This window comes from Streptomyces sp. NBC_01451, from assembly GCF_036227485.1.
Taxonomy (GTDB): domain Bacteria; phylum Actinomycetota; class Actinomycetes; order Streptomycetales; family Streptomycetaceae; genus Streptomyces.
Genome location: NZ_CP109479.1, coordinates 2,934,862 through 2,958,528 on the forward strand (window position 1 = coordinate 2,934,862; position 23,667 = coordinate 2,958,528).

Annotated in this window: 23 protein-coding genes and 2 tRNA genes; 9 read left to right on the plus strand and 16 right to left on the minus strand. The window is 70.1% G+C overall.

Annotated features, from left to right (window positions below; all coding sequences use genetic code 11):
- Positions 1-11: 11 nt before the first annotated feature.
- From rsrA to OG595_RS12430, 4 genes are all read right to left on the minus strand, one after another.
- Complete coding sequence (gene rsrA, locus OG595_RS12415) at positions 12-305, minus strand: mycothiol system anti-sigma-R factor (RefSeq protein ID WP_327697582.1); 294 nt, start codon at positions 303-305, stop codon at positions 12-14.
- Positions 302-982: an RNA polymerase sigma factor SigR gene (sigR, locus tag OG595_RS12420; protein WP_055524911.1), complete on the minus strand. Its 681-nt coding sequence runs from the start codon at positions 980-982 to the stop codon at positions 302-304. The genes rsrA and sigR overlap by 4 nt, the downstream gene beginning before the upstream one ends.
- Positions 983-1,237: 255 nt before the next feature.
- A complete protein-coding gene (locus OG595_RS12425) occupies positions 1,238-1,825 on the minus strand; it encodes an alpha/beta hydrolase family protein (protein WP_443073334.1) in 588 nt (195 codons plus the stop codon).
- Positions 1,826-1,934: 109 nt separating this feature from the next.
- Positions 1,935-2,789 carry an SOS response-associated peptidase gene (locus OG595_RS12430; RefSeq protein ID WP_329271135.1) on the minus strand — a complete coding sequence of 285 codons (855 nt, stop codon included), beginning with the start codon at positions 2,787-2,789 and terminating at the stop codon, positions 1,935-1,937.
- 50 nt (positions 2,790-2,839) lie between these two features.
- Here OG595_RS12430 and OG595_RS12435 point away from each other — a divergent pair, with 50 nt between their 5' ends.
- The 4 genes from OG595_RS12435 (at position 2,840) to OG595_RS12450 (ending at position 6,548) form a co-directional block, all read left to right on the plus strand.
- Positions 2,840-3,562, plus strand: coding sequence for a M50 family metallopeptidase (locus OG595_RS12435; protein ID WP_329271137.1), 723 nt, complete (start codon positions 2,840-2,842; stop codon positions 3,560-3,562).
- 157 nt (positions 3,563-3,719) lie between these two features.
- A complete protein-coding gene (gene aroA / locus OG595_RS12440) occupies positions 3,720-5,066 on the plus strand; it encodes a 3-phosphoshikimate 1-carboxyvinyltransferase (RefSeq protein WP_329271138.1) in 1,347 nt (448 codons plus the stop codon).
- 16 nt (positions 5,067-5,082) lie between these two features.
- Positions 5,083-6,093 (plus strand): ribosome small subunit-dependent GTPase A, encoded by a 1,011-nt coding sequence (gene rsgA / locus OG595_RS12445; RefSeq protein WP_329271141.1) that lies wholly within the window; start codon positions 5,083-5,085, stop codon positions 6,091-6,093.
- Positions 6,094-6,224: 131 nt separating this feature from the next.
- A complete protein-coding gene (locus tag OG595_RS12450; RefSeq protein WP_329271143.1) occupies positions 6,225-6,548 on the plus strand; it encodes a DMT family transporter in 324 nt (107 codons plus the stop codon).
- A gap of 28 nt (positions 6,549-6,576) precedes the next feature.
- Here OG595_RS12450 and OG595_RS12455 read toward each other — a convergent pair whose 3' ends face one another.
- Entirely contained in the window at positions 6,577-7,206 is a 630-nt protein-coding gene (locus OG595_RS12455; RefSeq protein WP_329271147.1) for a TetR/AcrR family transcriptional regulator, read from the minus strand.
- Positions 7,207-7,414: 208 nt separating this feature from the next.
- Between OG595_RS12455 and hisN the strand changes: the two genes are divergently transcribed.
- Both hisN and OG595_RS12465 read left to right on the plus strand, forming a co-directional pair.
- Positions 7,415-8,215 carry a histidinol-phosphatase gene (hisN, locus tag OG595_RS12460; RefSeq protein WP_329271150.1) on the plus strand — a complete coding sequence of 267 codons (801 nt, stop codon included), beginning with the start codon at positions 7,415-7,417 and terminating at the stop codon, positions 8,213-8,215.
- Positions 8,216-8,377: 162 nt separating this feature from the next.
- Positions 8,378-8,770 (plus strand): CBS domain-containing protein, encoded by a 393-nt coding sequence (locus tag OG595_RS12465; RefSeq protein ID WP_329271153.1) that lies wholly within the window; start codon positions 8,378-8,380, stop codon positions 8,768-8,770.
- A 57-nt stretch (positions 8,771-8,827) separates the two neighbouring features.
- On the opposite strand, the gene OG595_RS12470 is transcribed toward OG595_RS12465, so the two are convergent.
- The 4 genes from OG595_RS12470 to OG595_RS12485 all read right to left on the minus strand — a co-directional run bounded on the left by OG595_RS12470 (position 8,828) and on the right by OG595_RS12485 (position 14,248).
- Positions 8,828-8,901: transfer RNA gene (locus OG595_RS12470), tRNA-Met, on the minus strand.
- 220 nt (positions 8,902-9,121) lie between these two features.
- Positions 9,122-10,930 (minus strand): tetratricopeptide repeat protein, encoded by a 1,809-nt coding sequence (locus OG595_RS12475; RefSeq protein ID WP_329271156.1) that lies wholly within the window; start codon positions 10,928-10,930, stop codon positions 9,122-9,124.
- Between the two features lie 206 nt (positions 10,931-11,136).
- A tRNA-Met gene (locus OG595_RS12480) sits at positions 11,137-11,210 on the minus strand.
- A 71-nt stretch (positions 11,211-11,281) separates the two neighbouring features.
- Positions 11,282-14,248, minus strand: coding sequence for a UPF0182 family membrane protein (locus OG595_RS12485; protein WP_329282830.1), 2,967 nt, complete (start codon positions 14,246-14,248; stop codon positions 11,282-11,284).
- 164 nt (positions 14,249-14,412) lie between these two features.
- On the opposite strand from OG595_RS12485, the gene OG595_RS12490 reads away from it, so the two are divergent.
- Entirely contained in the window at positions 14,413-14,958 is a 546-nt protein-coding gene (locus OG595_RS12490; protein ID WP_329271158.1) for a PPA1309 family protein, read from the plus strand.
- 55 nt (positions 14,959-15,013) lie between these two features.
- Here OG595_RS12490 and OG595_RS12495 read toward each other — a convergent pair whose 3' ends face one another.
- The 4 genes from OG595_RS12495 to OG595_RS12510 form a co-directional block, all read right to left on the minus strand.
- Complete coding sequence (locus OG595_RS12495; protein ID WP_329271160.1) at positions 15,014-16,108, minus strand: YlbL family protein; 1,095 nt, start codon at positions 16,106-16,108, stop codon at positions 15,014-15,016.
- A 58-nt stretch (positions 16,109-16,166) separates the two neighbouring features.
- Positions 16,167-16,325, minus strand: a complete 159-nt coding sequence (locus tag OG595_RS12500) for a hypothetical protein (RefSeq protein WP_189147013.1) — start codon at positions 16,323-16,325, stop codon at positions 16,167-16,169.
- 187 nt (positions 16,326-16,512) lie between these two features.
- A complete protein-coding gene (locus OG595_RS12505; protein WP_329271165.1) occupies positions 16,513-16,971 on the minus strand; it encodes a molybdenum cofactor biosynthesis protein MoaE in 459 nt (152 codons plus the stop codon).
- A 189-nt stretch (positions 16,972-17,160) separates the two neighbouring features.
- Positions 17,161-18,273 (minus strand): SDR family oxidoreductase, encoded by a 1,113-nt coding sequence (locus tag OG595_RS12510; RefSeq protein WP_329271167.1) that lies wholly within the window; start codon positions 18,271-18,273, stop codon positions 17,161-17,163.
- 188 nt (positions 18,274-18,461) lie between these two features.
- Here OG595_RS12510 and OG595_RS12515 point away from each other — a divergent pair, with 188 nt between their 5' ends.
- Entirely contained in the window at positions 18,462-19,865 is a 1,404-nt protein-coding gene (locus tag OG595_RS12515; RefSeq protein ID WP_329271169.1) for a zinc-dependent metalloprotease, read from the plus strand.
- Positions 19,862-20,377 carry an NUDIX hydrolase gene (locus OG595_RS12520; protein ID WP_329271171.1) on the plus strand — a complete coding sequence of 172 codons (516 nt, stop codon included), beginning with the start codon at positions 19,862-19,864 and terminating at the stop codon, positions 20,375-20,377. Before OG595_RS12515 ends, OG595_RS12520 begins: the two co-directional genes overlap by 4 nt.
- 52 nt (positions 20,378-20,429) lie before the next feature.
- Here the strand turns inward: OG595_RS12520 and OG595_RS12525 are convergent, their stop codons facing one another.
- Genes OG595_RS12525 through OG595_RS12535 form a run of 3 tightly spaced genes read right to left on the minus strand, consistent with a single transcriptional unit; the run spans position 20,430 to position 23,550 of the window.
- Positions 20,430-21,185 (minus strand): AIM24 family protein, encoded by a 756-nt coding sequence (locus OG595_RS12525; RefSeq protein ID WP_329271173.1) that lies wholly within the window; start codon positions 21,183-21,185, stop codon positions 20,430-20,432.
- Positions 21,186-21,202: 17 nt separating this feature from the next.
- Positions 21,203-21,883 carry an AIM24 family protein gene (locus OG595_RS12530; protein ID WP_329271175.1) on the minus strand — a complete coding sequence of 227 codons (681 nt, stop codon included), beginning with the start codon at positions 21,881-21,883 and terminating at the stop codon, positions 21,203-21,205.
- Positions 21,884-21,894: 11 nt separating this feature from the next.
- Complete coding sequence (locus OG595_RS12535; RefSeq protein ID WP_329271178.1) at positions 21,895-23,550, minus strand: TerD family protein; 1,656 nt, start codon at positions 23,548-23,550, stop codon at positions 21,895-21,897.
- Positions 23,551-23,667: the final 117 nt, after the last annotated feature.

Genomic DNA, 23,667 nt, shown 5'->3' on the forward strand with positions numbered 1-23,667 from the left:
GTCCGGCGGTGTCAGCTCTCGGCAGCCACGTCGTGGTCGGGCACGGCCTGCCCGGAGCGGATCATGTCCAGCCGTCCCATGACCTTGGCGCGCAGGTCGGTCGGCACGTCGTCCTGACCGCAGCAGCGCTTGACGAGCTTCTTCACCGCCTGTTCGAGCCCGTACTTCTCCAGGCACGGAGAGCACTCCTCGAAGTGGACCTCGAACTTGGTGCAGTCCGAGTCCGGCATCTCCCGGTCGAGGAACTCGTAGAGATGATCGAGTACTTCACTGCAGTCCGTCTCGTGCGGCTCTCCGCAGCTCATGAGCCCGAGCCTTTCGCTTCGTTCGACTCTCCGGCACCGGCCGGGACCAGGCCACGGTCACGGGCGTAGTCCTCCAGCATGCCGCGCAGCTGACGGCGACCGCGGTGCAGCCGGGACATCACCGTACCGATGGGTGTCCCCATGATGTCCGCGATCTCCTTGTACGCAAAGCCCTCTACGTCCGCGAGATAGACCGCGATCCGGAATTCCTCCGGGATGGCCTGAAGCGCTTCCTTGACGTCGGAGTCGGGCAGGTGGTCGAGCGCCTGCGACTCGGCCGAGCGCAGACCGGTGGACATGTGCGACTCGGCACGCGCGAGCTGCCAGTCCTCGATCTCCTCGGCGGCGCTGCGCTGGGGCTCGCGCTGCTTCTTGCGGTACGAGTTGATGAACGTGTTCGTGAGAATCCGGTACAGCCACGCCTTGAGGTTGGTGCCCTCACGGAACTGGTGGAAGGACGCGTACGCCTTGGCGTACGTCTCCTGCACCAGGTCCTCGGCGTCTGCCGGGTTGCGTGTCATGCGCAGCGCGGCGGAGTACATCTGGTCGAGGAATTCGAGCGCGTCCCGTTCGAAGCGCGCACTGCGCTCCGCGGTCGACTCACTCCTGCCCGGACCCTCGGGCTGCTCCGCCTGGCCGTGTTCGGTCCCTGCGTCGGTCCCAGTGACCGGACCCACCTCCTCCAGTGCCGTGGTAGGACCGAAACCGATCCCACTCGAATCGGAGGATAGACGAACATCGTGTCCGCCCGCCGCCCGAATAGGGGCGGTCTTCGTCGCGTGCAGCACCGTCCAGTCCAGGTCAGCGCTGCTGCGACGATTCGGGCAGATGGTCGAACCCATGCGGCGGACTTCCTCTCGTACGGACGGTCACCACACGCTCGTGGTGTCTGATCCGCACAACATCGGTCCGCCGCCCGGCATTCCCGGCCCTCACCCGAGTGACGCGGTCCACTCCACGACCCGCCCGGTGATCACCGCAAGCGCCTCCTCCTGCCCAATGGGTGCCCGTTTCGGCACGACGAAACCATGATCGCCGTACGGGACCTCCACCAGCTCGTGCTCCCCCGGCGGGAACTCGGCCGGTTTCCCGAACGGATCGTTGCCGCCCTGGACGACCAGGGTGGGCACCCCGGCCCCGAGCAGTTCGGCGGCCCGCGACTTCTCGGGCCGGCCCGGCGGGTGCAGCGGGAAGGAGAGCGCGAGCACGGCCACGGCGCCCAGTTCCCCGGCCGTACGACAGGCCACGCGGGCCCCGGCGCTCCGCCCGCCCGCGATCACCGGCAGCCCGGGCCTCGCGAGCGCGGGCCAGCTGCCCCGCCACCCCACGTCCAGCGTCCCCGGCGCGGGCGCCACCTTCTTCCCGGCCACCCGCCAGGGCTGCTCGACGAGCGCCACGGTGACGCCGTGCGCGGGCAGCTCCCCGGCGAGCGCCTGGAGGTCCCGCGCCTCGATGCCCCCGCCGGCGCCATGGCTGACGGCGAGGACGAACCGGGCCCGCGCGGCCGGACGCCAGGTGATGCGGGCGGTGCCCGCGTCGGTCTCGACAGTCTCGACGACCCCGGTGGCCTCAGCGACCTCCGTCGTCTCAGTGGCCTCGGTGGTCTCGGTGGGTTTCTTGGTGCTCACGTCAGAAGAGTGTGCCCTCCTCGGGCCCCTCCAGCTCGGTCAGCAGCTCCGGTCCGTTGTTGCGGACGTTGCTCACGGCCGTGGAGACGGGGAACGCGCGCAGCAGCCCGCCCGGCGGCGGCGCGAGCAGTCCGCGCAGGTCGTCCACGTCGGTGCGGGCCGGGTCGAGCCAGGCGTCCCAGTGGTCGGGGGTGAGCATCAGGGGCATCCGGGGGTGGATGTCGGCCAGGGCGCGCGGGCCCTCGGCGGGAGCCGCCGCGAGCGGGGTGGTCTCGGCCTCGGTGGTGATGACCGAGCAGGTCACCCACCAGGCCAGGGCGTGGTCGTCGGGCAGGGTCCGGTCCCGCCAGAACTCGTACAGGCCCGCCATCGCGAAGACCGACCCGTCGGCGGGCGTCACGAAGTACGGCTGCTTCCGTGGCCGCTTCTTCTTCCCCTCGACCTCCAGTTCCCGCTCGCCGGCCGCGGTGACCCACTCGTAGTAGCCATCGGCGGGCAGGATGCAGCGCCGGGTGGTGAAGGCACGCCGGAACGAGGGCTTCTCGTGGACAGTCTCCGCGCGCGCGTTGATCATCCGGGCACCGCCCTCGGGGGTTTTGGCCCAGGACGGGACGAGCCCCCATTTCAGCTTCCGCAGCTGCCGAACCGGATCCGGATCGTCGGCGTCCTTGAGAGGACGGTCGAGGACCGCGTAGACCTCTTTGGTCGGGGCCACGTTGTAGTCAGGGGCGAATGTCTCCTCGGGCTCCCTCCCCCAGTGGCTCGAATCCCCTCGCCCTGGGGGGACCCCCATCTCGACCTCAAAGATTCCTGCGAGATCCTCGGGCGCACGACTCGCTGCATACCTACCGCACATACGTGCCACACTGCCAGATTCGAAGCGACGCTAGGGAGCCTCCGCAGACAATGGACAGCACCGCATCCACCTCGCTGGCCGGCCTCTGGGACGAGATATTCGGCAGCCAGCCCGACCCCGACCTGTGGGTGGTGTTCGCGACCATGGTGGCCGCACTCGCCGTGATCGTCCCGCATCCGCTGTGGCGCCTCTCCCGCAACGCGATCACCATCGCGCACGAGGGCGGCCACGGTCTGGTCGCGCTGCTGACCGGCCGCACCCTCACCGGCATCCGCCTGCACTCCGACACCAGCGGCCTCACGGTCAGCCGGGGCAAGCCGCACGGCCTGGGCATGATCCTGACGGCCGCCTTCGGCTACACCGCTCCCCCACTGCTCGGCCTCGGCGGCGCCGCGCTCCTCGCCGCCGGCCACATCACGGCCCTCCTGTGGCTGGCGACGGTGCTGCTGGTGGCGATGCTGGTGATGATCCGCAACGCGTACGGCGCCCTCACGGTGTTCGTCTCCGGCGGCACCTTCGTGGCGGTGTCCTGGCTCACCGGCCCCCAGATCCAGGCGGCGTTCGCCTACGCGGTGGTGTGGTTCCTGCTGCTGGGCGGAGTCCGCCCGGCCTTCGAGCTCCAGGCCAAGCGCCGCAGGGGCGGAGCGGGCGACTCGGACGCGGACCAGCTGTCCCGGCTGACGCATGTACCGGCGGGGCTGTGGCTGTTCCTGTTCCACGCGGTGAGCCTGTGCTCGCTGATCGGCGGGGGGCGCTGGCTGCTGGAGGTGTGAACACACCCCGCAGGGGCGGTGTTCAGGGGCGCGGGGCCGTATCTGTTCGCTGTTCCGCCGCGATGGGGGTCCCCCCGCTTGAGCGAAGCCGAGAGTGGGCAGCGACCAGCCACAACGGCGCAGCACCCGAATAACGGCCGCCCACTAAAGTAAACCTATGGCCCCGAACCCCGCAGACCCCGCCCTCTGGCCCGCCCCGCACGCGAGCGGAGCCGTCCACTCGACGGTCCACGTGCCCGGGTCCAAGTCCGTCACCAACCGCGCCCTCGTCCTCGCGGCCCTCGCCTCGGAGCCCGGCTGGCTGCGCCGCCCCCTCCGCTCCCGGGACACCCTGCTGATGGCCGGCGCCCTGCGGACGATGGGCGTGGGTATCGAGGAGACGGTGTCGTCGAGTTCGTCCGTCGCGGGGGCCCCCGACGGTTCCGGCTCCGGCGAGGCCTGGCGCGTGATCCCGTCCGGTCTGCACGGCCCCGCCACGGTCGACGTCGGCAACGCCGGCACGGTGATGCGCTTCCTGCCGCCGGTCGCCGCCCTCGCCGACGGCCCCATCCGCTTCGACGGCGACCCGCGTTCGTACGAGCGTCCGCTCCACGGCGTGATCGACGGCCTGCGCGCCCTCGGCGCCCGCATCGACGACGACGGCCGCGGCGCGCTCCCCCTGACGGTGCACGGCAGCGGCGCCCTGGACGGCGGCCCGGTGTCGATCGACGCGTCCTCGTCGTCGCAGTTCGTGAGCGCCCTGCTGCTCTCCGCCCCGCGCTTCAACCAGGGCGTGGAGGTCCGTCACACGGGTGCGACCCTGCCCTCCCTCCCCCACATCCGGATGACCGTCGACATGCTGCGCGCGGTCGGCGCCCAGGTGGACACCCCGGAGTCGGGCGGCGAGCCGGACGTCTGGCGGGTCACGCCGGGCGCGCTGCTCGGCCGTGACCTGACCGTCGAGCCGGACCTCTCCAACGCCCAGCCGTTCCTGGCGGCGGCCCTGGTGACCGGCGGCAAGGTGACGATCCCCGACTGGCCGGCCCGCACCACCCAGCCCGGCGACCGGCTCCGCGAGATCTTCACGGCGATGGGCGGCTCCTGCGAACTCACCGACTACGGGCTGGAGTTCACGGGCTCCGGGGCGATCCACGGCATCGACGTGGATTTGAGCGAGGTCGGCGAGCTGACCCCGGGCATCGCGGCGGTCGCGGCCCTCGCGGACTCCCCCTCCACCCTCACCGGGGTGGCCCATCTGCGCCTCCACGAGACGGACCGCCTGGCGGCCCTGACCAAGGAGATCAACGAACTCGGCGGTGACGTGACCGAGACGGCCGACGGCCTGCACATCCGCCCGCGCCCGCTGCACGGCGGCATCTTCCACACGTACGAGGACCACCGCATGGCGACGGCCGGCGCGATCATCGGCCTGGCGGTGAAGGGCGTACGGATCGAGAACGTGGCGACGACGGCGAAGACCCTCCCGGACTTCCCCGAACTGTGGACCGGAATGCTCGGGAACTGACGGGCGGACCTGGATCATGCGGCGCTACGGCAAGAACACCGACGAGGACGACATCCGCTCCCGCCCGAACCCCAAGGGCAACCGACCCCGTACGAACATCCGTCCGAAGCACGAGGACGCGGCCGACGGCATGGTCCTCACCGTCGACCGGGGCCGGCTGACCGTCCTGGTCGACGACCGGATCGTCATGGCGATGAAGGCCCGTGAACTGGGCCGCAAGGCCGCGGTGGTCGGCGACCACGTGTCCGTCATCGGCGACCTCTCCGGCAAGAAGGACACTCTGGCCCGCATCGTCCGCATCGGGGCGCGTACCTCGCTGCTGCGCCGCACGGCGGACGACGACGACCCCTACGAGCGGGTGGTCGTGGCCAACGCCGACCAACTGGCCATCGTGACGGCCCTGGCGGACCCCGAGCCCCGCCCGCGACTGATCGACCGCTGCCTGGTGGCGGCGTACGCCGGCGGCCTGACCCCGCTCCTGGTCCTGACCAAGTCGGACCTGGCCCCGCCCGACGAGCTCCTGGAGCTGTACGGCGCCCTGGACATCCCGTACGTCGTCACGAGCCGCCAGGAGCTGGAGAGCGGGGCCGCCGTGGCCCGTGTACGCGAGCAACTGGACGGCAAGATCACGGCGTTCGTCGGCCACTCGGGCGTCGGAAAGACGACCCTGGTCAACGCCCTGGTGTCGACCGACCGACGGCGCTCGACGGGAATCGTCAACGCGGTGACGGGCCGGGGCCGCCACACCACCACCTCCGCGCTGGCCCTCCCCCTCCCGGGCGACGCGGGCTGGGTGGTCGACACCCCGGGCGTACGTTCGTTCGGGCTGCACCATGTCGACCCGTCCCTCGTGATCCACGCCTTCCCCGACCTGGAACCGGGCACGGAGGGCTGCCCGCGCGCGTGCAGTCACGACGAGCCGGACTGCGCGCTGGACGAGTGGGTGGAGAAGGGGCACGCCGATCCGGCGCGGCTCTACTCCCTGCGCAGGCTGCTGTCGACGAGGGAGCGGACGGAAGGCGACTGACCTCCGCGTTGTTTGGCCGGGGCGGCGGCCGGTAAGTGCATAATCGCACCGAGCCGGATCCGAGCACGACGTAACAGGCGCATCCGGCACAGCAGACGAAGCAGTCGACGCGGTACACGGGAGGACAAGACATGGCGTGGCTGCTGGTCGTTGTGGCGGGACTCCTGGAAACCGGCTTCGCCGTCTGTCTGAAGCTCTCCCACGGCTTCACCCGTCTGTGGCCGACGGTCGCGTTCTGCATCTTCGCCCTCGGCAGCTTCGGTCTGCTGACCCTCTCCCTGAAGAAGCTCGACGTGGGCCCGGCGTACGCGGTGTGGACCGGCATCGGCGCGGCGGGCACCGCGATCTACGGGATGATCTTCCTCGACGACCTGGTGTCCGTCCTGAAGATCGTCTCGATCAGCCTGGTGATCATCGGCGTGATCGGCCTCCAGCTGTCGGGCTCGTCGCACTAGCCGTCCCCGCCGGGACGGCTCCGCGCACTCAGTTCCACACAGCGGCCTTCGAGGGCCGCAACACACTCCCTACGAGGTCGGCGATGCCGCCCTCCCCCGGGGGCGCGGCGACACAGGACAGGGCGAGCCGGACGGCCAGTTCGCAGGTCCGGGACATCTCGGCCACGTCCGACTTGGCGGCGCCGGTGCCGGACAGCACGGTCACGGCACGGTCCCGGACGAGGGCCACGAAGTCGCCGGGCGAGGGCAGCGGCCCGTCGGCCCGCCGCTGCGCGGGCACCGCGGCGGAGGACGGCACGGCGGACAGCGTCGGCGCGGGCAGCCGCTCGCTCCAGCAGCCGGTCAGCAGGGCCCGTACGAGGACGTTGTCGCGGGCGATCGACGCGGTCCACTCGGCGGTGGCGGTGAGCCGGTCCCGCGCACCGGCACCGGGGTCGGCGGGCCCGGTCAGCGCCCGCTCGACGCCCGCGAGGTAGGCGTCGGCCTCTCTGCGCACCAGGGCCCTGGCGAGCCCCTCCTTGCTGCCGAACTCGTTGTACAGCGTCTGCCGGGACACTCCGGCCAGCGCCGCGACGTCGACCATTCGGACCGCGGACCACGGACGCCGCGCGAGCGCCGTGTAAGCGGCATCCAGCAAGGATTCCCGCGCTGCAGGCATCATCCGCCTCCCAGGGGCGAGCGGCTCTGGGCCCCAGGTTTGACGCGCACGGAGTCACTGTCAAGGGTTCGCGACAGCACCGGGGAGCGCGTATCGACATTCGCGCCCCGTCCGGAGCCGGCGGCGTCGGAGGAGCCGGACAACCGTGGGGCATCGCACCCGCCGCCCCCTGTAGCCCGGCGGCAGCCGCGAAAGATACGGTTCGCCTATGCCCGACTATCTCGATGACCTGCGCCTTGCCCACGTCCTCGCGGACGCTGCCGACGCCACGACGATGGCCCGGTTCAAGGCACTCGACCTCAAGGTCGAGACCAAGCCGGACATGACTCCGGTCAGCGAGGCGGACAAATCGGCCGAGGAACTGATGCGCGGCCAGTTGCAGCGGGCCCGTCCGCGCGACGCGATCATCGGCGAGGAGTACGGCACCGAGGGCACCGGCCCGCGCCGCTGGGTGATCGACCCGATCGACGGCACCAAGAACTACGTCCGCGGGGTGCCCGTCTGGGCGACGCTGATCTCCCTGATGGAGGCGGGCGAGGGCGGCTTCCAGCCGGTGGTCGGCCTGGTCTCCGCTCCCGCTCTGGGCCGCCGCTGGTGGGCGGCGAAGGGCCACGGCGCGTTCACCGGCCGCAGCCTCTCCTCGTCGTCCCGGCTGCGCGTCTCGAACGTCTCGAAGATGACGGACGCGTCGTTCGCGTACTCGTCGCTCACCGGCTGGGAGGACCGCGGCGTGCTGGGCGGCTTCCTCGACCTGACCCGCGAGGTGTGGCGCACGCGCGCGTACGGCGACTTCTGGCCGTACATGATGGTCGCCGAGGGCTCGATCGACATCTGCGCGGAGCCGGAGCTGTCCCTGTGGGACATGGCGGCCAACGCGATCATCGTCACGGAGGCCGGCGGCACGTTCACCGGCCTCGACGGCCGCCCGGGCCCGCACAGCGGCGACGCGGCGGCGTCGAACGGCCACCTGCACGACGAGATGCTGGGGTACCTGAACCAGCGCTACTAGATCCCGGCCCTGTTCCCCGCACGCCCTGTAACAGCCGCACACGCCCTCTTGTTGACCGTCTCTTTAACTGCCACTCTGAAGCTCCCCCCACTTGTGAACTTGTGAAACGCCGAACAAGGCGGTGAACAGGGGCGGGAACTCTCTAGGAGGTGGCTCCACCCCATGCTCGTACGTGACGCCATGAGCACCGTGGTCCTCACCATCGGTCCCGATCACACACTCCGCCAGGCAGCCGCGCTGATGGCCGCCCGGCGTATCGGCGCGGCGGTGGTCCTCGACCCCGACGCCGGCGCCATCGGCATCCTCACCGAACGCGACATCCTCAACTCCGTCGGCCTCGGCCAGAGCCCCGACATGGAACGCGCCCACGCCCACACCACCAACGACGTCGTCTTCGCCACACCCTTCTGGACCCTGGAGGAGGCCGCACAGGCGATGGCCCACGGCGGCTTCCGCCATCTCATCGTCCTCGACGGCGGCGAGCCCACGGGCATCGTCTCGGTCCGCGACATAATCCGCTGCTGGGCCCCGGTGCGACAGCACGCGCCCGCCTGAACGAAGAACGCACCGAGGGCCGGAGTCCTGTATCGGACTCCGGCCCTCGGCCTCAAGTAGCGGGGACAGGATTTGAACCTGCGACCTCTGGGTTATGAGCCCAGCGAGCTACCGAGCTGCTCCACCCCGCGTCGGTAAACACAACGTTACGTCAGCCCCACCTGCGAAGGCAAATCACTGGACCACCAGCAGCCAGGCCGGGTCATTCCAGCCCGTCCGGCGCTTGAGGACAAGGCCCCTTCAGGGCCGAAGCGGGGGTCTGGGGCGGCAGCCCCCAGCAACAGGACGGGACGGGTAGCGGCGGCGGGGGCGGGGGCGAAAAGCCAATGCCCACCCCCACCCACCGCACCGTCAGGCGGAAAGCTCCTCCCGCAACGCGTCCCGCAACCGAGCCGCCCGCTCGGCGACCTCCCCCGGCCCCAAGGACACCGCCAGATCGGCCCACCGCTGCCCCTCCGCCAGTTCCCCCCGCCGCGCATACACCAGCGCCAGCCGCAACGCGGCCCGCCCGTGCCCCGCCTCGGCCGCCCTGGCCCACCACACCGCGGCCTCGGGCTCACTCCCCTCGCGGGCCAGCAACAGCCCCAGATTGAACGCCCCGTTACGAGACCCCGCCTCGGCCGCGGCCCGGTACCACCGAGCCGCCTCCACCACGTCCCCACGAGCCGACGCCAGCATCCCCACCCGCACCTGCGCCCGCCGATGCCCCTGGGAAGCCGCCCGCTCGTACCACTCCTCGCACTCCGTCTTCTCGTGCGCGATCTCACCGAGCTCATGCGCGGGCGCCTGCGGACGCCGCGCGTCGAGCACCGAGGCCAGCCGATACGCGGCCTCGGGGCTGCCCCCGCCCGCCGCGCACCGCAGATACCGCTCGGCCTCCCGCTCGTCGCCCTCCCGCAGCCGGGCGATCCCGACCTGAAGCGCCGCCTCGGTGTGACCGGCGCCGGCGGCACGCTCGTACCACCGCAGCGCGGCCACGTCCTCGCCGCGCCCGGCATACAGAATCCCGAGGTTGAAGGCGGCGTCGACACTGCCCGCCTCGGCGGCCTTGGAGAACCACGGCTCGGCCCCGGACGCGTCCCCGCCCTGCAACAGCAGAATGGCGAGCGCGTTCGCGGCCTCGCGGTGCCCGGCGTACGCGGCCCGCCGGTACCACTGCTCGGCCTGCGCGGTACGCGACTGCTCGGCGCAGAGCAGACCGAGGTTGTACGCGCCGTTCACGTCCCCGGCGTCCATGGCCGCCCGGTACCAGCGCTCGGCGGTCTGGGTCTCACCGCGCTCGGCGTGCAGCGCGCCCAGCGCGTTGGCCGCGTTGCCGTCCCCGTCCTGGGCAGCGCGCAGCCACCACACGGCGGCACTCTCGGCGTCCCCCGCGTCGCGCAGCAGGAACCCGAGCGCACACGCTGCCCGCGCCTCACCGTCCTTGGCGGACGTCAGATACCAGCGCCCGGCCTCCTTGAGCTCACCGCGCCGCTCCAGAATCGCCCCGAGATGCAGGGCGGCCCGCTGATGCCCCCGGGCGGCGGCCTGCCGGTACCACTGCTCGACCTCCCCGCCACCAGCGTCACCCGCACGGTCCTCGGCGCCCGCGCTCTCCGCGTGCTCCGCGGCCTTGCGGTCGAGCGCGCGGGCGAGCCGGTACGCGGCCTCCCGGTGTCCCCGCTCGGCGGCGACCCGCATCCACTGCTCCGTGGCCGTGTCCCCGCGGTGCTCCAGCAGATCGGCGAGGGCGTACGCGCCCAGCACGTGCCCCTGCTCTGCGGACTGACGCAGCCAGTACTCGGCGGCCGGCTCGTCGCCGCGCTCGCGGTGGTGGCGGCCGAGTGCGTGCGCGGCGGGGGCGGAGCCGGCGACGGCGGCGATCCGCCACCAGCCGGCGGCGTCGTCGGCGTACCCGCGCTGGTGGAGGAGGACGCCGAGGTTGTTCGCCGCGGCGCGGTCGCCTGCGGCGGTGGCGGCACGCAGCTGAGGCTCGGCTCCGTCGAGATCACCGCGGCGCAGCAGCATGGCTCCGAGGACACTCATCGCCTCGACGTCACCGGCCTCGGCCGCGAGCCGCCTGCGTGCCTCTTCTACCGCCTCGCCGGTTTCGTCCCGGTCGGAAGGCTGCACAAATCGCCCTGTCTCCAACAGAGTTGCCTTGTCCCCCATAACGTCCATCGTCGCACCACCTGCAACCTGGGTACACCTGGTATACCGCAGCCAGTGAGGTCTCTACAGCGTTTTGTCGACATGCCCACAGAGAGACAAGTGAAACACAATTACCCTCAACTGCCCCGGGAAGGCGCGACCTTCACCAGGTCGGCACATGCGTTCGCACAACGCGAAGGCCCGGATCCTTGGAGGATCCGGGCCTTCGCGATCAGTAGCGGGGACAGGATTTGAACCTGCGACCTCTGGGTTATGAGCCCAGCGAGCTACCGAGCTGCTCCACCCCGCGCCGTTGTGTTGCAACCGTACCACGGCGCGGGAGGAGCGGGAGCCGCAGCCTCAGCAGGCCTCCGACCAGCGCTAACTACTGGTGGAAGTACTGCTGGGACTGCTACTTGGACTGCTGCTCGGACTACCGCTGGGGCTGGGGCTCGCACCGGCGGAGGAACCGCTGCCGGTCTTCTTGTCGGCCGCGGCCTGTGCGTCCTCGGCCCGCTTGAGCGCGGCCTCAAGATCCGCCTGCGCCTTGCCGTACGCCTCCCAGTCGCCCTTCTTGAGAGCGGCCTGGCCGTCGTCGAAGGCCTTCTGGGCATCGTCGAGGGCCTGTTGGACCGTCGGGTTGTCGGACGTCGGCGGCGGCGTTGTCGTACCACCGCCGTCGTCAGGCGGCTCGGTGGTCGTGCCCTCCGCCCCGAAGACCTTGTCGAGCGCGGCGTCGAGTGTGTCCTCGAAGGCGGTCTGGCCGTCGTAGGTCACCAACACCTTCCGCAACAGCGGGTACTTGAGTCCGCTGCCTCGTACGTAGACGGGTTCCACGTACAGCAGTCCGCCGTCGAGCGGCACGGTGAGCAGGTTGCCGTACTCGATCTCCGAGTCCCCGCCTCTCAGCAGCCTGATGGTCTCGGCGATGTCCTGTTCGGAGTTGAACTGGCTCTGGACCTGTTTGGGTCCGCTGACGGTTCCGCTCGTCGGCAGTTTCAGGATTCTGATCTTGCCGTAATCGCTCGTCCCCGCCTCGGCGTTGACGGACATGAAGGCACTCAGGTTGTCCCGGCCGTTCGGCGTGAACGTCGTCGTCAGGGAGAACGCCTGTGCCTGCTGGTCCGGCATCTTCATGCTCAGGTAGTACGGCGGCACCGCGTCGCCCGACTTGTTGCTCGGGTCGTCCGGCACCTGCCACACCTCGGAGCCGCTGAGGAACGTCTCCGCGTCCGCCACGTGGTAGCGGGTCAGCAGCTCGCGCTGGACCTTGAACAGGTCCTGCGGGTACCGGAGATGGGCCATCAGAGAGGCCGAGATGTCGCTCTTCGGCTCGACCGTGTCCGGGAAGGCCTTCATCCAGGTCTTCAGGACGGGGTCCTTGGTGTCCCACTGGTAGAGCTTGACCTCGCCGGTGTACGCGTCGACGGTCGCCTTCACCGAGTTGCGGATGTAGTTGACCTGGTTCTGCTGGGCCACCACCGCACGCTGGTTGTTGCCGGCGGTGAGCGAGTCGGCCGTCGTGTCGCCCAGGGTGGTGCGAGAGGCGTACGGATAGCCGTTCGTCGTCGTGTAGGCGTCGACGATCCACTGGATCTCACCGTCGATGACGGCCGGGTAGGCGTCACCGTCGATGGTCAGCCAGGGCGCCACCGCCTCCACGCGCTCCTTGGGCGTGCGGTTGTACAGAACCCGCGAGCCCTCGCCGATGGCACCGGAGTAGAGGATCTGCGGCTCACCGAACGCGACGGCGTACGCGGCACGGTTTATCGGGTTGGAGAGGCTGACACCGCTCTTCCCCCGGTAGCTGGTGGTCTTCTCACCGTTGTCGTCGGAGTAGTCGATCTCCTTCTGCGGGCCGCCGACGATCGAGTACTGGCTGGTCTTCTCGCCGTAGTAGATCCGCTGCTGGTACGTCCCGAGGTCACCCGTGGACGGCAGGTCGGACTCGGTGAAGACCGGGCGTCCCTGGGCGTCCCCCGTGGTGCCCTTGGCCGCGACCACGCCGAACCCGTGCGTGTAGCGGAAGTGGTCGTTGATCCAGTTGTTCTTCGGAATGCCGTTGAGGTTCAGCTCGCGCAGACCGATGACCGTGTCCTGGTCCTTGCCGTCCTTGCTGTACCGGTCGACGTCCAGGTTGGTCGGGAACGCGTAGTAGTTCCTGATCTGCTGGAGCTGCTGGAACGTCGGCGACACGATGTTCGGGTCCACGATGCGGATGCTCGCCGTGGCGTCGACGTCGTCGCGCAGCTTGGTCTTGTCCTCGGTGTCACTGCGCCCGGCGTACTCGCTGACCTTGGCGCCGTCGATGCCGTACGCCTCGCGCGTCGCCTTCAGGTTCTTCTCGACGTACGGGGCTTCCTTCGCCTGCTCGTTCGGCTGGACCTGGAACTTCTGCACGATCGCCGGGTACAGCCCGCCGATGAGGATGGCCGAGAGGACCATCAGTCCGAAGCCGATGACGGGCAGCTGCCAGGTGCGCCGCCACAGGGTCGCGAAGAACAGCAGCGAGCAGATGATGGCGATGCAGAACAGGATCGTCTTGGCCGGCAGGTAGGCGTTGGCGTCGACGTACCGCAGACCCGTCCAGTTGCCGGTCGCCTTGAAGTCGCTCGACTTCACCGCGAGGCCGTACCGGTCGAGCCAGTACGCGACCGCCTTGAGGGCGACGAAGATGCCCAGCAGCACGGACAGATGGCCGGTCGCCGCGGCCGTCGCGCGCGCGCCCGGGCTGGTGATGCGCAGTCCGCCGTACAGATAGTGGGTGAGGGCGGCGGCGATCAGGGAGAGGATCGCGGCTGCGAAGCCGAAGCCCATCAGGAAGCGGTACCAGGGCAGGTCGAAGGCGTAGAAGGACACGTCAAGACCGAACTGGGGGTCCTTCTGTCCGAAGGACACTCCGTTGACCCACATCAGCCAGGTCCGCCACTGCCCGGACGCCGACGCGCCCGCGATGAGGCCGACCAGGGCCGTGATACCGAGCAGCAGCCACTTCTTGTACGGGGCGATGCCCATGCGGTACCGGTCGAGGCTCTGCTGCTCCATCGACATGGCGCTCAGTGGCGGGCGCAGCCGGTGCGCCAGCCAGATGTTCACCCCCACCGCGGTCGCCATCAGCAGACCGAAGACGAAGAAGAGACCGATCTTGGTCCACAGAGTGGTCGTGAAGACCGATGAGTAGTTGACCGAGCGGTACCAGAGCCAGTCCGTCCAGAAGCCCGCGAACATGATGAACGCCATGCCGAGAACGGCAAGGACACCCATTGTCATGAGCAGGGTCCGGACGCGCCGGGACGGGCGGCCCACTCTGATCCGTGGCCCCTGCGGGCCTCCGCCGCGGTCCGGCATCTGGAAAGCCAAGGTTGGCACCTCACAAGTCGCTGTCGGTCCGTCAGGCCCCATGATCGCGGACCATCCGTCAGGGCCCGTGATCGCAGGGGCCTCACCTATGCAACTTACTCACGCTTTACTCGGTTCCCGCTTCGGGCCATGAACGAGGCAGGATTGTGACCATGTCCAACACTCCCATGGCGGCGAACCCGCTCACCCGGGCCGTACTCGAGATCGACGAGTACGCCTCCGGCCTCGGCTGGGACCAGCCGGCCCGCCTCTTCGCTCTCGTCGACACCGCCCGCCTGCGGGTCCAGGAACCCGCTCTCGCAGCCCAGCTCGGCCTGGCGGACGAGCAGGCGACCACCACCGGTCTCACCCCGATCGAGCAGGACGAGATCCCGGCGGGCAAGCCGCTGGACGAGTTCCTCGCCACCATCGCCTGGCCGGACGCTGTGGTCGGCTGCGCCCTCACCGTCGAGCGCCTGATGCTCCCGCCGTCCGCGGAGGCGTCGGTTCCGTCAGGACTGAGCGAGAAGAAGCTGGCGGCCTGGGTCGCCGCGCACCCGGACCGCCAGGAGGTCCGGATGACGGTCGCGGTCCTGCGCGACGGCACACGGGACTCGGCGGTGCGCCTGCGCGAGAAGGACGCGGCCACAGAGGTGCTGACGGGCTCGGGCCTGGTACCGGGCCTGGCGGAAGCGCTGTCGGCGACGTTCGCGGACTAACGGGGGAACAAGGTGCGGGTGAGCGGTCCGACGGACCGCTCAGCCGTGTTCCCCGCTACTTGGTGCTGCACTTCGGCAGTTCACCGGTGTCGCCGGAGCGGATGTCCTTGAGGGCGTTCAACGCCTCACCGATGGTGCCCACCTTGACGAGCGTGAGCCCCTTGGGGGTGTCCTTCGCGGCGGCCTCGCAGTTCTCGGCCGGCGTCAGGAAGTACTGGGCGCCCTTGTCCCGGGCGCCGACGGTCTTCATCTCGATCCCACCGATGGGACCGACCTTGCCGTCGTCGTCGATGGTGCCGGTGCCGGCCACGAACTTGCCGCCCGTGAGGCTTCCGGGCGTCAGCTTGTCGTAGATACCGAGGGCGAACATGAGCCCCGCGCTCGGCCCCCCGACATCGGCGAGCTTGATGTCGATGGTGAAGGGGAAGGTGTGGTCGGTCCCGGCGGAGATCCCGACGATGGCGCGCTCGGCGTTGCCATCGGCGGACCTCGTGGTCGTGATGGTGACGTCCTGTGTCCTGGTGGCCGCCCGCTTCGCCTTCTCGGCGGCTGCCTGCTCCGCGGCGGGCACGATCGTGAAGACGACCTTCTCGCCGGCCTTGTGCTTGGTCACCAGCTTGGCGACGTCGTCGGGCTCCTTGACCGTCGCACCGTCGACAGCCTTGATGACGTCACCGGCGTGCAGCGCGCCCTCGGCCGGGGACCCCTTCAGGACAGTGGAGACGATCACCCAGGACTGCACCGGCACGTCGAGTGCCTCCAGAGCCGCGACCTTGGCGCTCTCCTGGGACTGGCTGAACTCCTCGGCGTTCTCCTGGGTCGACTCTTCCTCGGTCTTGCCGTCCGGGTAGAGCGTGTCGTGCGGCACGATCTTGCTGTCGTGCGTGAGCCACCCGAACACGGCCTCCACAAGGTTCATCTTGTAGTCGGCGCTGGTGACCCGAACGGTGGTCATGTTCAGGTGCCCGCTGGTCGCGTAGGTCTTGCGCCCGGAGATCTGCAGCACCGGCTCGCCGCCGTGGTCCCCGAGAGTGTTCACGGTCGGCCCCGGCGAAAGCTCCGAATACGGCACGTTGATGAACACTCCGGCGCACAGGAGCACGATCAGCATCAGGGTGGAGGCGAGCAGCGTCGCGGTGCGGCGTGGCATGGCACGACAGTACGGGACGGTCCTGTCGGCGCACCGTCAGGGCCGCCCGTACGGAGGCTCAGGTACGGGACTTCTCCATGGCCTCGCGGAACCGCACGTAGCCGTCGAGCTCGGGACCGTCACCGCGCGTCCTGCGCGTCCGGTTGGCCCAACTGCCCCACAGACCGGCGCCGATCGCAGCCACAAGCGGAATCAGCAACCAGGCGAGTGCCGCCATGCCGACCTCCCAACCCCAAAGAGCGACCGCAACTGACTGATCAGCAGATTAACCTCCGCCGTGTCAACGCTCACGCCCGGGGGGCGGTTACGCAACCGGAGACGCCTCACCCACGGGGTCACTCGCCCGGCTCAGCAGGCGCCGAGCCGCCCTCCCGCCGCCCGACCACCACCCCTCAACGGCGACGCTACGCGCCGACCCACTCCTCGGTCCCGTCGGAGAACGTCTGGTGCTTCCAGATGGGCACCTCGTGCTTGAGGTCGTCGATCAGCTTCCGGCAGGCCTCGAAGGCCTCCCCCCGGTGCGGACAGGACACGGCGACCACGACAGCGAGGTCCCCCACTGCCAGGTCCCCGACCCGGTGCACAGCGGCGAGCGCCCGCACCGGGAACTCGGCGACGACCTTCTCGGCGACACGCCGCATCTCGGCCTCGGCACTTGGGTGACAGGAATAGCCGAGCGCCTCGACATCGGCACCACCGTCGTGATTCCGCACGGTCCCCACGAACAGGGCGGTCCCCCCGGCGGAGTCGTCCCCCACAGCCCGGAAAACCTCGTCCAGGGAGAGCGGCGCCTCCCGAACGGCAACGAGCTTGATGGGCTCCAGGGCTGCCTGCTCACCGGGATGATCACTGAGGGATGCCATACCCCCATGGTGCCACCCCAGCCCCACTTCCCGGCCGGCACCATCCAGCCCGCCCGGCACCGTCCAGCCCGTCCGGCGTTCGAGGACGAGCGCGTTCAGCGCGAAGGGGAGTCTGGGGGCACTGCCCCCAGAAACGGGATGGGACGGGTAAGGGCGGCGGGGGCGAAAACCCCACGCCCGCCCCCACCCTCAGATCCGGCGCCGAGCCTTCCGAGCCCGCCGCACCAACGCGGCCGTACCCAGCAACGCCACCGTCGCCCCCGCGGCCCCCGCCGCAGTCGCGTCCTTCCGCCCAAGCCGCCGCCCGGCCAGCGTATGGCGCCCCGCGACCTCTTCGAGCAACTCCGCGAGAACCTCCTCGTTGCTCCACTGGGGCCGCCACCCGGCATCATGCAGCCGACTCCCGCTCACCACCCAGGGATACATCGTGTACGCCAGATCCCCGGCCGGTGAGGGCGTGAGCCCGATCCGGTGCAGCCGGGCGGCCGCGCCCAGCGCGACAGCGGACGGCAGCTCCATGCGCCGGATCCCGCTGATCTCCTCGACCTGCTCCTGCTCCAGCCACCCGTCGCACCCGACGGCAAGTTCGCCGTCGACCTTCTCCAGCACCGCGTACTCCAGGGCGCTGCACAGATCCTCGACGTGACAGAACTGCCAGGCGGGCCGCGACCCGGCCACGACAAGCAGCCTTGGCGACTCGAAGTACCTGGTCAGGGCGGTGTCGGTGCCGCCGACCAGCACCGCGGGCCGGACAACGGTCACATTGAGCCCGGGGTGTGCTCGCGGTGCGCGCCGGGCGAGCCGCTCGATCTCCAGCAGGTCCCCGACCCCGGTCGCCTCGGCCGTCGCCCGCAGTTCGGCGTCCTCCGCCAGCGGCAGTTCGTTGTCCGGCAGCGCCCCGTAGACCATCGCGGAGGTGCACAGCACGACCCGGTGCACCCCGGCCGCCGCGGCTGCCGTCAGCACGGTCTGCGTCCCGCGCACGTTGTACGCCGTACGGGCCGCCCCGTCCGTCTCCAGGTCCAGGTCGAGGGCCAGATGGACCACGACATCGGCGCCCCGCAGTTTCTCCGCGATGGCCGGATCACGCACATCGAGGATGTGCCACTGCGCCGCCGCGCACTCGCCGCGGCGCTCGTCGATGGCGACGACCTGCTTGATCTCCTCGGACGCGGCGAGCCGCTCGGTGAGCAGCGCTCCGATGCCCGTCGCGGCACCGGTGACCGCGACGACCGGCCCGCGTAGGGCCGGGTTGGTTGAGTGGTTTCGCGCTGCGCGAACCTGCGGATCTGGGGAACTCACCGGCGTCTCCAGCGGTTGTCTTCAGTAAGGACGCGCGTGACGCGTACGTACCAGGTGACATCCATCCTGCCGCAGGCCAGGAGTCGGCGGAGCACCGAGCCCCCAACCGGCCACGGTGTCTAGGCTGGGTGGTGTTGTCGGGCAGCCGCCGTCGAAAGAGCCGACGGCCTTACCAGCCGAGGAATCCCGTGAGTGACACCCCATTCGGTTTCGGCCTTCCGCCGGAGGAGCCGGAGAACGGCGACGAGGGCAAGCAGGAGGACCAGCAGGGCGGTGGTGGTCAGGGACCGTTCGGTTTCGGACTGCCCGGCTTCGGCGGTCCCGGAGGCGACAATCCGCTCGCAGCCATGTTCGGTTCCATGAACCCCAACGACCTGGGCGCCGCGTTCCAGCAGCTGGGCCAGATGCTCTCGTACGAGGGCGGTCCGGTGAACTGGGACATGGCCAAGCAGATCGCCCGCCAGACGGTCTCCCAGGGGACGTCCGACGGCGTCAAGGACTCCAGCATCGGCCCCGCCGAGCGCACCGCGGTCGAGGAGGCCGTCCGCCTGGCGGACCTGTGGCTGGACGATGCGACGTCGCTGCCGTCCGGTGCCGGCTCCGCCGTGGCGTGGAGCCGCGCGGAGTGGGTCGAGGCGACCCTGCCCGCCTGGAAGGAACTGGTCGACCCGGTCGCCGAGCGTGTCGGCGCGGCCATGGGCGATGTCCTGCCGGAGGAGATGCAGGCCATGGCGGGCCCGCTGATCGGCATGATGCGCTCCATGGGCGGTGCCATGTTCGGTTCGCAGATCGGACAGGCCGTCGGGGTGCTCGCGGGCGAGGTCGTCGGCTCGACGGACATCGGTCTGCCGCTGGGCCCGGCGGGCCGGGCCGCACTGCTGCCGGCGAACATCGAGGCGTTCGGCAAAGACCTGGGCGTGCCGCAGGAGGAGGTGCGGCTGTATCTCGCCCTGCGCGAGGCCGCCCACCAGCGCCTGTTCGCCCATGTGCCGTGGCTGCGCTCGCACCTGTTCGGCGCGGTCGACGGCTACGCGCGCGGGATCAAGGTCGACACGGCCAAGCTGGAGGACGTGGTCGGCCAGTTCGACCCGCAGAACCCGGAGCAGATTCAGGAAGCGCTCCAGCAGGGCATGTTCCAGCCGGAGGACTCCCCGGAGCAGAAGGTTGCCCTGGCCCGTCTGGAGACGGCGCTGGCCCTCGTGGAGGGCTGGGTGGACGCGGTCGTGCACGCTGCGGCGAAGCCCCGGCTGACGTCCGCGGACGCGCTGCGCGAGACGTTGCGCCGCCGGCGTGCCTCGGGCGGCCCTGCCGAGCAGACGTTCGCCACGCTGATCGGCCTGGAGCTGCGCCCCCGTCGTCTGCGGGACGCCTCGCGTCTGTGGGCGTCGCTGACGGACGCGCGCGGTGTCGACGGCCGGGACGGCCTGTGGGCCCACCCGGACATGCTGCCTACGGCCTCCGACCTGGACGACCCGGACGGCTTCGTGCACCGCGAGCAGCTGGACTTCTCCGAGCTGGACAAGATGCTCGGTGAGGCGGCGAGCGGCTCCGCCGAGAAGCCGAACCTGAAGAAGGACGACGACTCAGAGTGACTCTCCACGGCAACGCGGTCCAGGTGCTGGAGAAGTACGAGGATCAGCAGGAACTCCGTCAGCTCTACCTGGACCATCTGGACGGCCATCCCGACGGGATGTGGAAGGACTGCGAGGACGGGCACATCACAGCCAGCGCTCTGGTGATCGACCCGGAGCGTGAAAGGGTCCTGCTCACGCTCCACAAGAAGCTGCGGATGTGGCTCCAGATGGGCGGGCACTGCGAGCGGAGCGACGACACGCTCGCCGATGCCGCGCTCCGCGAGGCCACGGAGGAGTCCGGCATCCCCTCGCTGCGTCTGCTCCGGAGCACTCCGGTCCGCCTGGACCGGCACCACACGCCCTGTGCCTGGCACCTGGACGTGCAGTACGCGGCGGTGGCCCCACGGGGAGCCGTGGCGACGATCAGCGACGAGTCCCTGGACCTGCGCTGGTTCGCCTACGCCGAGGTGGCGGACGTGGCGGACGACTCGGTCGTACGACTGCTCGAAGCGACCCGCGCCGGACTGTGAACGCGTAAGGGGCGACCGCCCATGGTGGTCGCCCCTTACCTGTCCGGTGCGGCTAGCTCCAGACGTTGCCCTGGTTCTGTGCCCGGGCACCGTGCTGGCCCATGCCGAACTGGGCTGCGGCGCCCTGGCCGATCTGGGCGTTCTGCGGGGGCAGCAACTCGCTGGGCTGGACCAGCGCGTAACCGGAGCCCATGAAGCTGAGCTCCCAGCCCTCGCCGGTGTTGCCGCGGCGCCGCCACACTCCGGAGGTGTGCGTCTGGGCCTGCATCTGCACGCGCAGGCCGGTCGACCAGGCGACGATGGCGTCGGCGTCACAGTTGACGTACTTGTCCGGCGTCACCTGCATCATCAGCGGCGCGCCCGAGGTCATCAGGGCGACCCTGCCGCGGCCGGTGATGTTGAGCTGGTACTTCCCGGATCCGGAGATGCCGTACAGGCTGTCCACGGCGATGACCTCGTGGTGCAGCCCGGAGTCCATCGCCAGCACGTAACTGCTGTCGACCGTCAGTCCGTCCTGTTCCACGTCCATCACATGGATGTGCTGGGCGAGGTTGGCGAGATAGACCGTGCCCTGCCCGTGGCAGCGCATCAGGTCAAGGCCCTCGCCCGTGTGCGCCCGCGAGCGGCCCTGGTTGCTGCTCTGGTACTCGGCGTCGAACTCCATCAGACCCTGGTAGGCGACCATCGTGCCCTTGCGGGCGAGGATGTCGTCGTGGCCCTCCAGGGTGACCCGGAGCATCTGCTTGCTCTGCAGACTCCAGCGTTCCTGGGTCTGCGAGTCGTTGTGCGCGAAAAGTGGGCTCTGCATGACGTTCTGACTCCCCCTCAGCCCCGGAACCGGAGGCGGTCGGTGCTGTCCTCGCTGGGCTGGACGACGACAATGCCCTGGCCGGAGAAGGCCATCTGGTAGGCCTCGCCGCTGCCCCGGCCGATGAGCGACTGCGCCTTGAAGCTGCGCTTGCCCTTCACCTTGAGGTTCGGGGACCAGGCGACGAGCGCGTCCGGGTCGACGTACGTCTCGTCGTCGCCGCCACCGCAGTCGACGACGATCGGCTTGCCCCGGGAGGTCAGCGCGACCCAGCCCTGCCCGGAGATCCTGGTGTTCCACAGACCCTGCCCGGCGAACTTCGCCAGCCCCTTGACCCGCTCGACACCCCAGGTGAGGTGTGCGTCGAAGGCGAGCAGGTTGGTGGCGTTGACGGAGATGCCGTCGCCGTTGAGGTTGATCACGACCACGTTCGCGCCGTAGTCGGCGAGATAGAGCAGGCCGTCCCCCGAGCACTTCATCAGGGGCGCGCCCTCGCCGGTCATCCAGTCCTTGGCGATCTGGCGCACGGCCGGCGGGTTGGGCTCGTACTGGACGAACCCTTCGTAGGCGACCATCGACCCCACGCGCGCGAGGAGGTCGTTTCCGGTCTGCATGGCGACCTTCAGCATGTGGTTGCCGTGGTTCTCCATGCGGGCGGTGACGGGTGCGGGAGCGTAGCCCGCGAGTGGCTGGTTCATGACGGACTCCCTCAGACCTCGTACGGCTGGACGACGATGAAGTTCCCGGGCGCGCCCCGGAACTGGAGGTTGACGCCCTCCCCGGTGTCGCCGGGGTAGGCGTTGCGGCGCATCCGCACCTGGCTGGAGACGACCACCTGGGAGGCGGCGGACCAGGCGACCACGGCGTTGCAGTCGGCGAACGTGGTGGGGGTGACGGGCAGGACGACGGGGACGCCGTGCGTCTTCACGACGATGGTGCCGGTGCCCGTGAACAGCATGGTGAAGAGGGCACCGCCGGGAATGCCGTGTCCCTCGACGCGACGCACCTCGTACTGGAGGCTCTCGTCGAACGCCAGGACGCTCTCAGCGGACACGCAGATGCCGTCGCCCTGCAGCTCGATGGGGTGCAGCATCGTGGAGTTGTCGGCGAGGAACACCTGGCCCTGGCCGGTACAGCGCATCAGCTGCATCTCCTGGCCGGTCGCGCCGCCCACGACGCGGCCGGCGAATCCGGCGCCCTTGTAGCTGAAGTCGACCTTGCCCTGGTAGAGCACCATGCTGCCCTGCCTGGCCAGCACGGGCTGACCGCCCATGCCCAGGTCGACGCGGATCAGCTTCTTGTTCTGCTGTGTCCAGCGCTGCCCGGTCGGCGTCTCCTTGAACTGCTGGAGCGCGGCTGTGACACCGGCACCCTGCCCGGCGCCCTGCGGTACGCCGTAGGTGGCCTGCTGGCCGGGGGCCTGCCCGAACGGGGGCTGCTGGCCGTAGCCCGGGGGCGCGGTCGGCTGCCCGTAACCGGGTGGGCCGGGCGGGGCCTGGGGTGCCTGGGGCTGGCCGTAGCCCGGAGGCAGCGAGCCGGTCTGGCCGGGCGGCTGGCCGTACGGGGCCTGCGGATGACCCGGCTGTCCGTACGGCGCGGGCGCCGGAGCCGGGGGCGGCACCTGGGCACCGCCGGGCGGTGTCAGGGGCGCGACGATGGTGGGGGCCGCGTGCACCGACGGCGCGGGGGCCGGAGCCGGGGGCGCGGTGGCTCCCGGAGGGGGCGCGAAACCCTGCGGGGCGGGCTGCGGAGCGGCCGGAGCCGGAGCGCCGAACGCGGGCGGCGCGAAGCCGGGAGCGGCACCGGTCTGGGGCTGCTGCGGAGCGGGCGCCGCCTCCTCGGCGACCTCCCCTCCGAAGTTCTTCAGCAGCGCGTCCAGGCCACCGTCGAAACCCTGTCCGACCGCGGCGAACCGCCACACGTCCTTCAGGTAGAAGTCGCCCAGCATCACGGCACGCTCGGTGGTGAACTCCGAGCCGTCGAAGGAGTAGCGGGCCACCTCTTCGCCGCCGGCGACGATGCGGATGTACCCGGGGGCGACCTGCGACATCTGCCCGGCGCCGTCGAGCGTGGCCGTGAACGACAGTTTCTGGATCTGCGGCGGGATCCGGTCGAGCGTGACGCGGAAGGACTCCGTGTCGCCCGCCTGAGCGCCCAGGATCTGGATGGACTCCTCGGGGGACTTCGGCTGGTTGAAGAAGACGAAGTAGCGGTCGTCCGAGAGCTGCTCGTCGGCGTCGAGGCCGAAGCAGCTGATGTCGAAGGTCAGCCCCGGTCCGGAGATCTGTACGCCTACGTACAGATCCGTGCCCGCTGTGAGATCACTGATCCTGGCCTTGTGGCCGCGTTGGAATTCCCTGGCCATGCGTACCGACCGTCCCCCATCCCGAATGCCGAATGCGTCGGGTCAGGCTAACGGCTAATTCCGGACGTGACCCGAGCCGGTACAAACCCGGTACACAACGCCCCGTCACCACCGCGC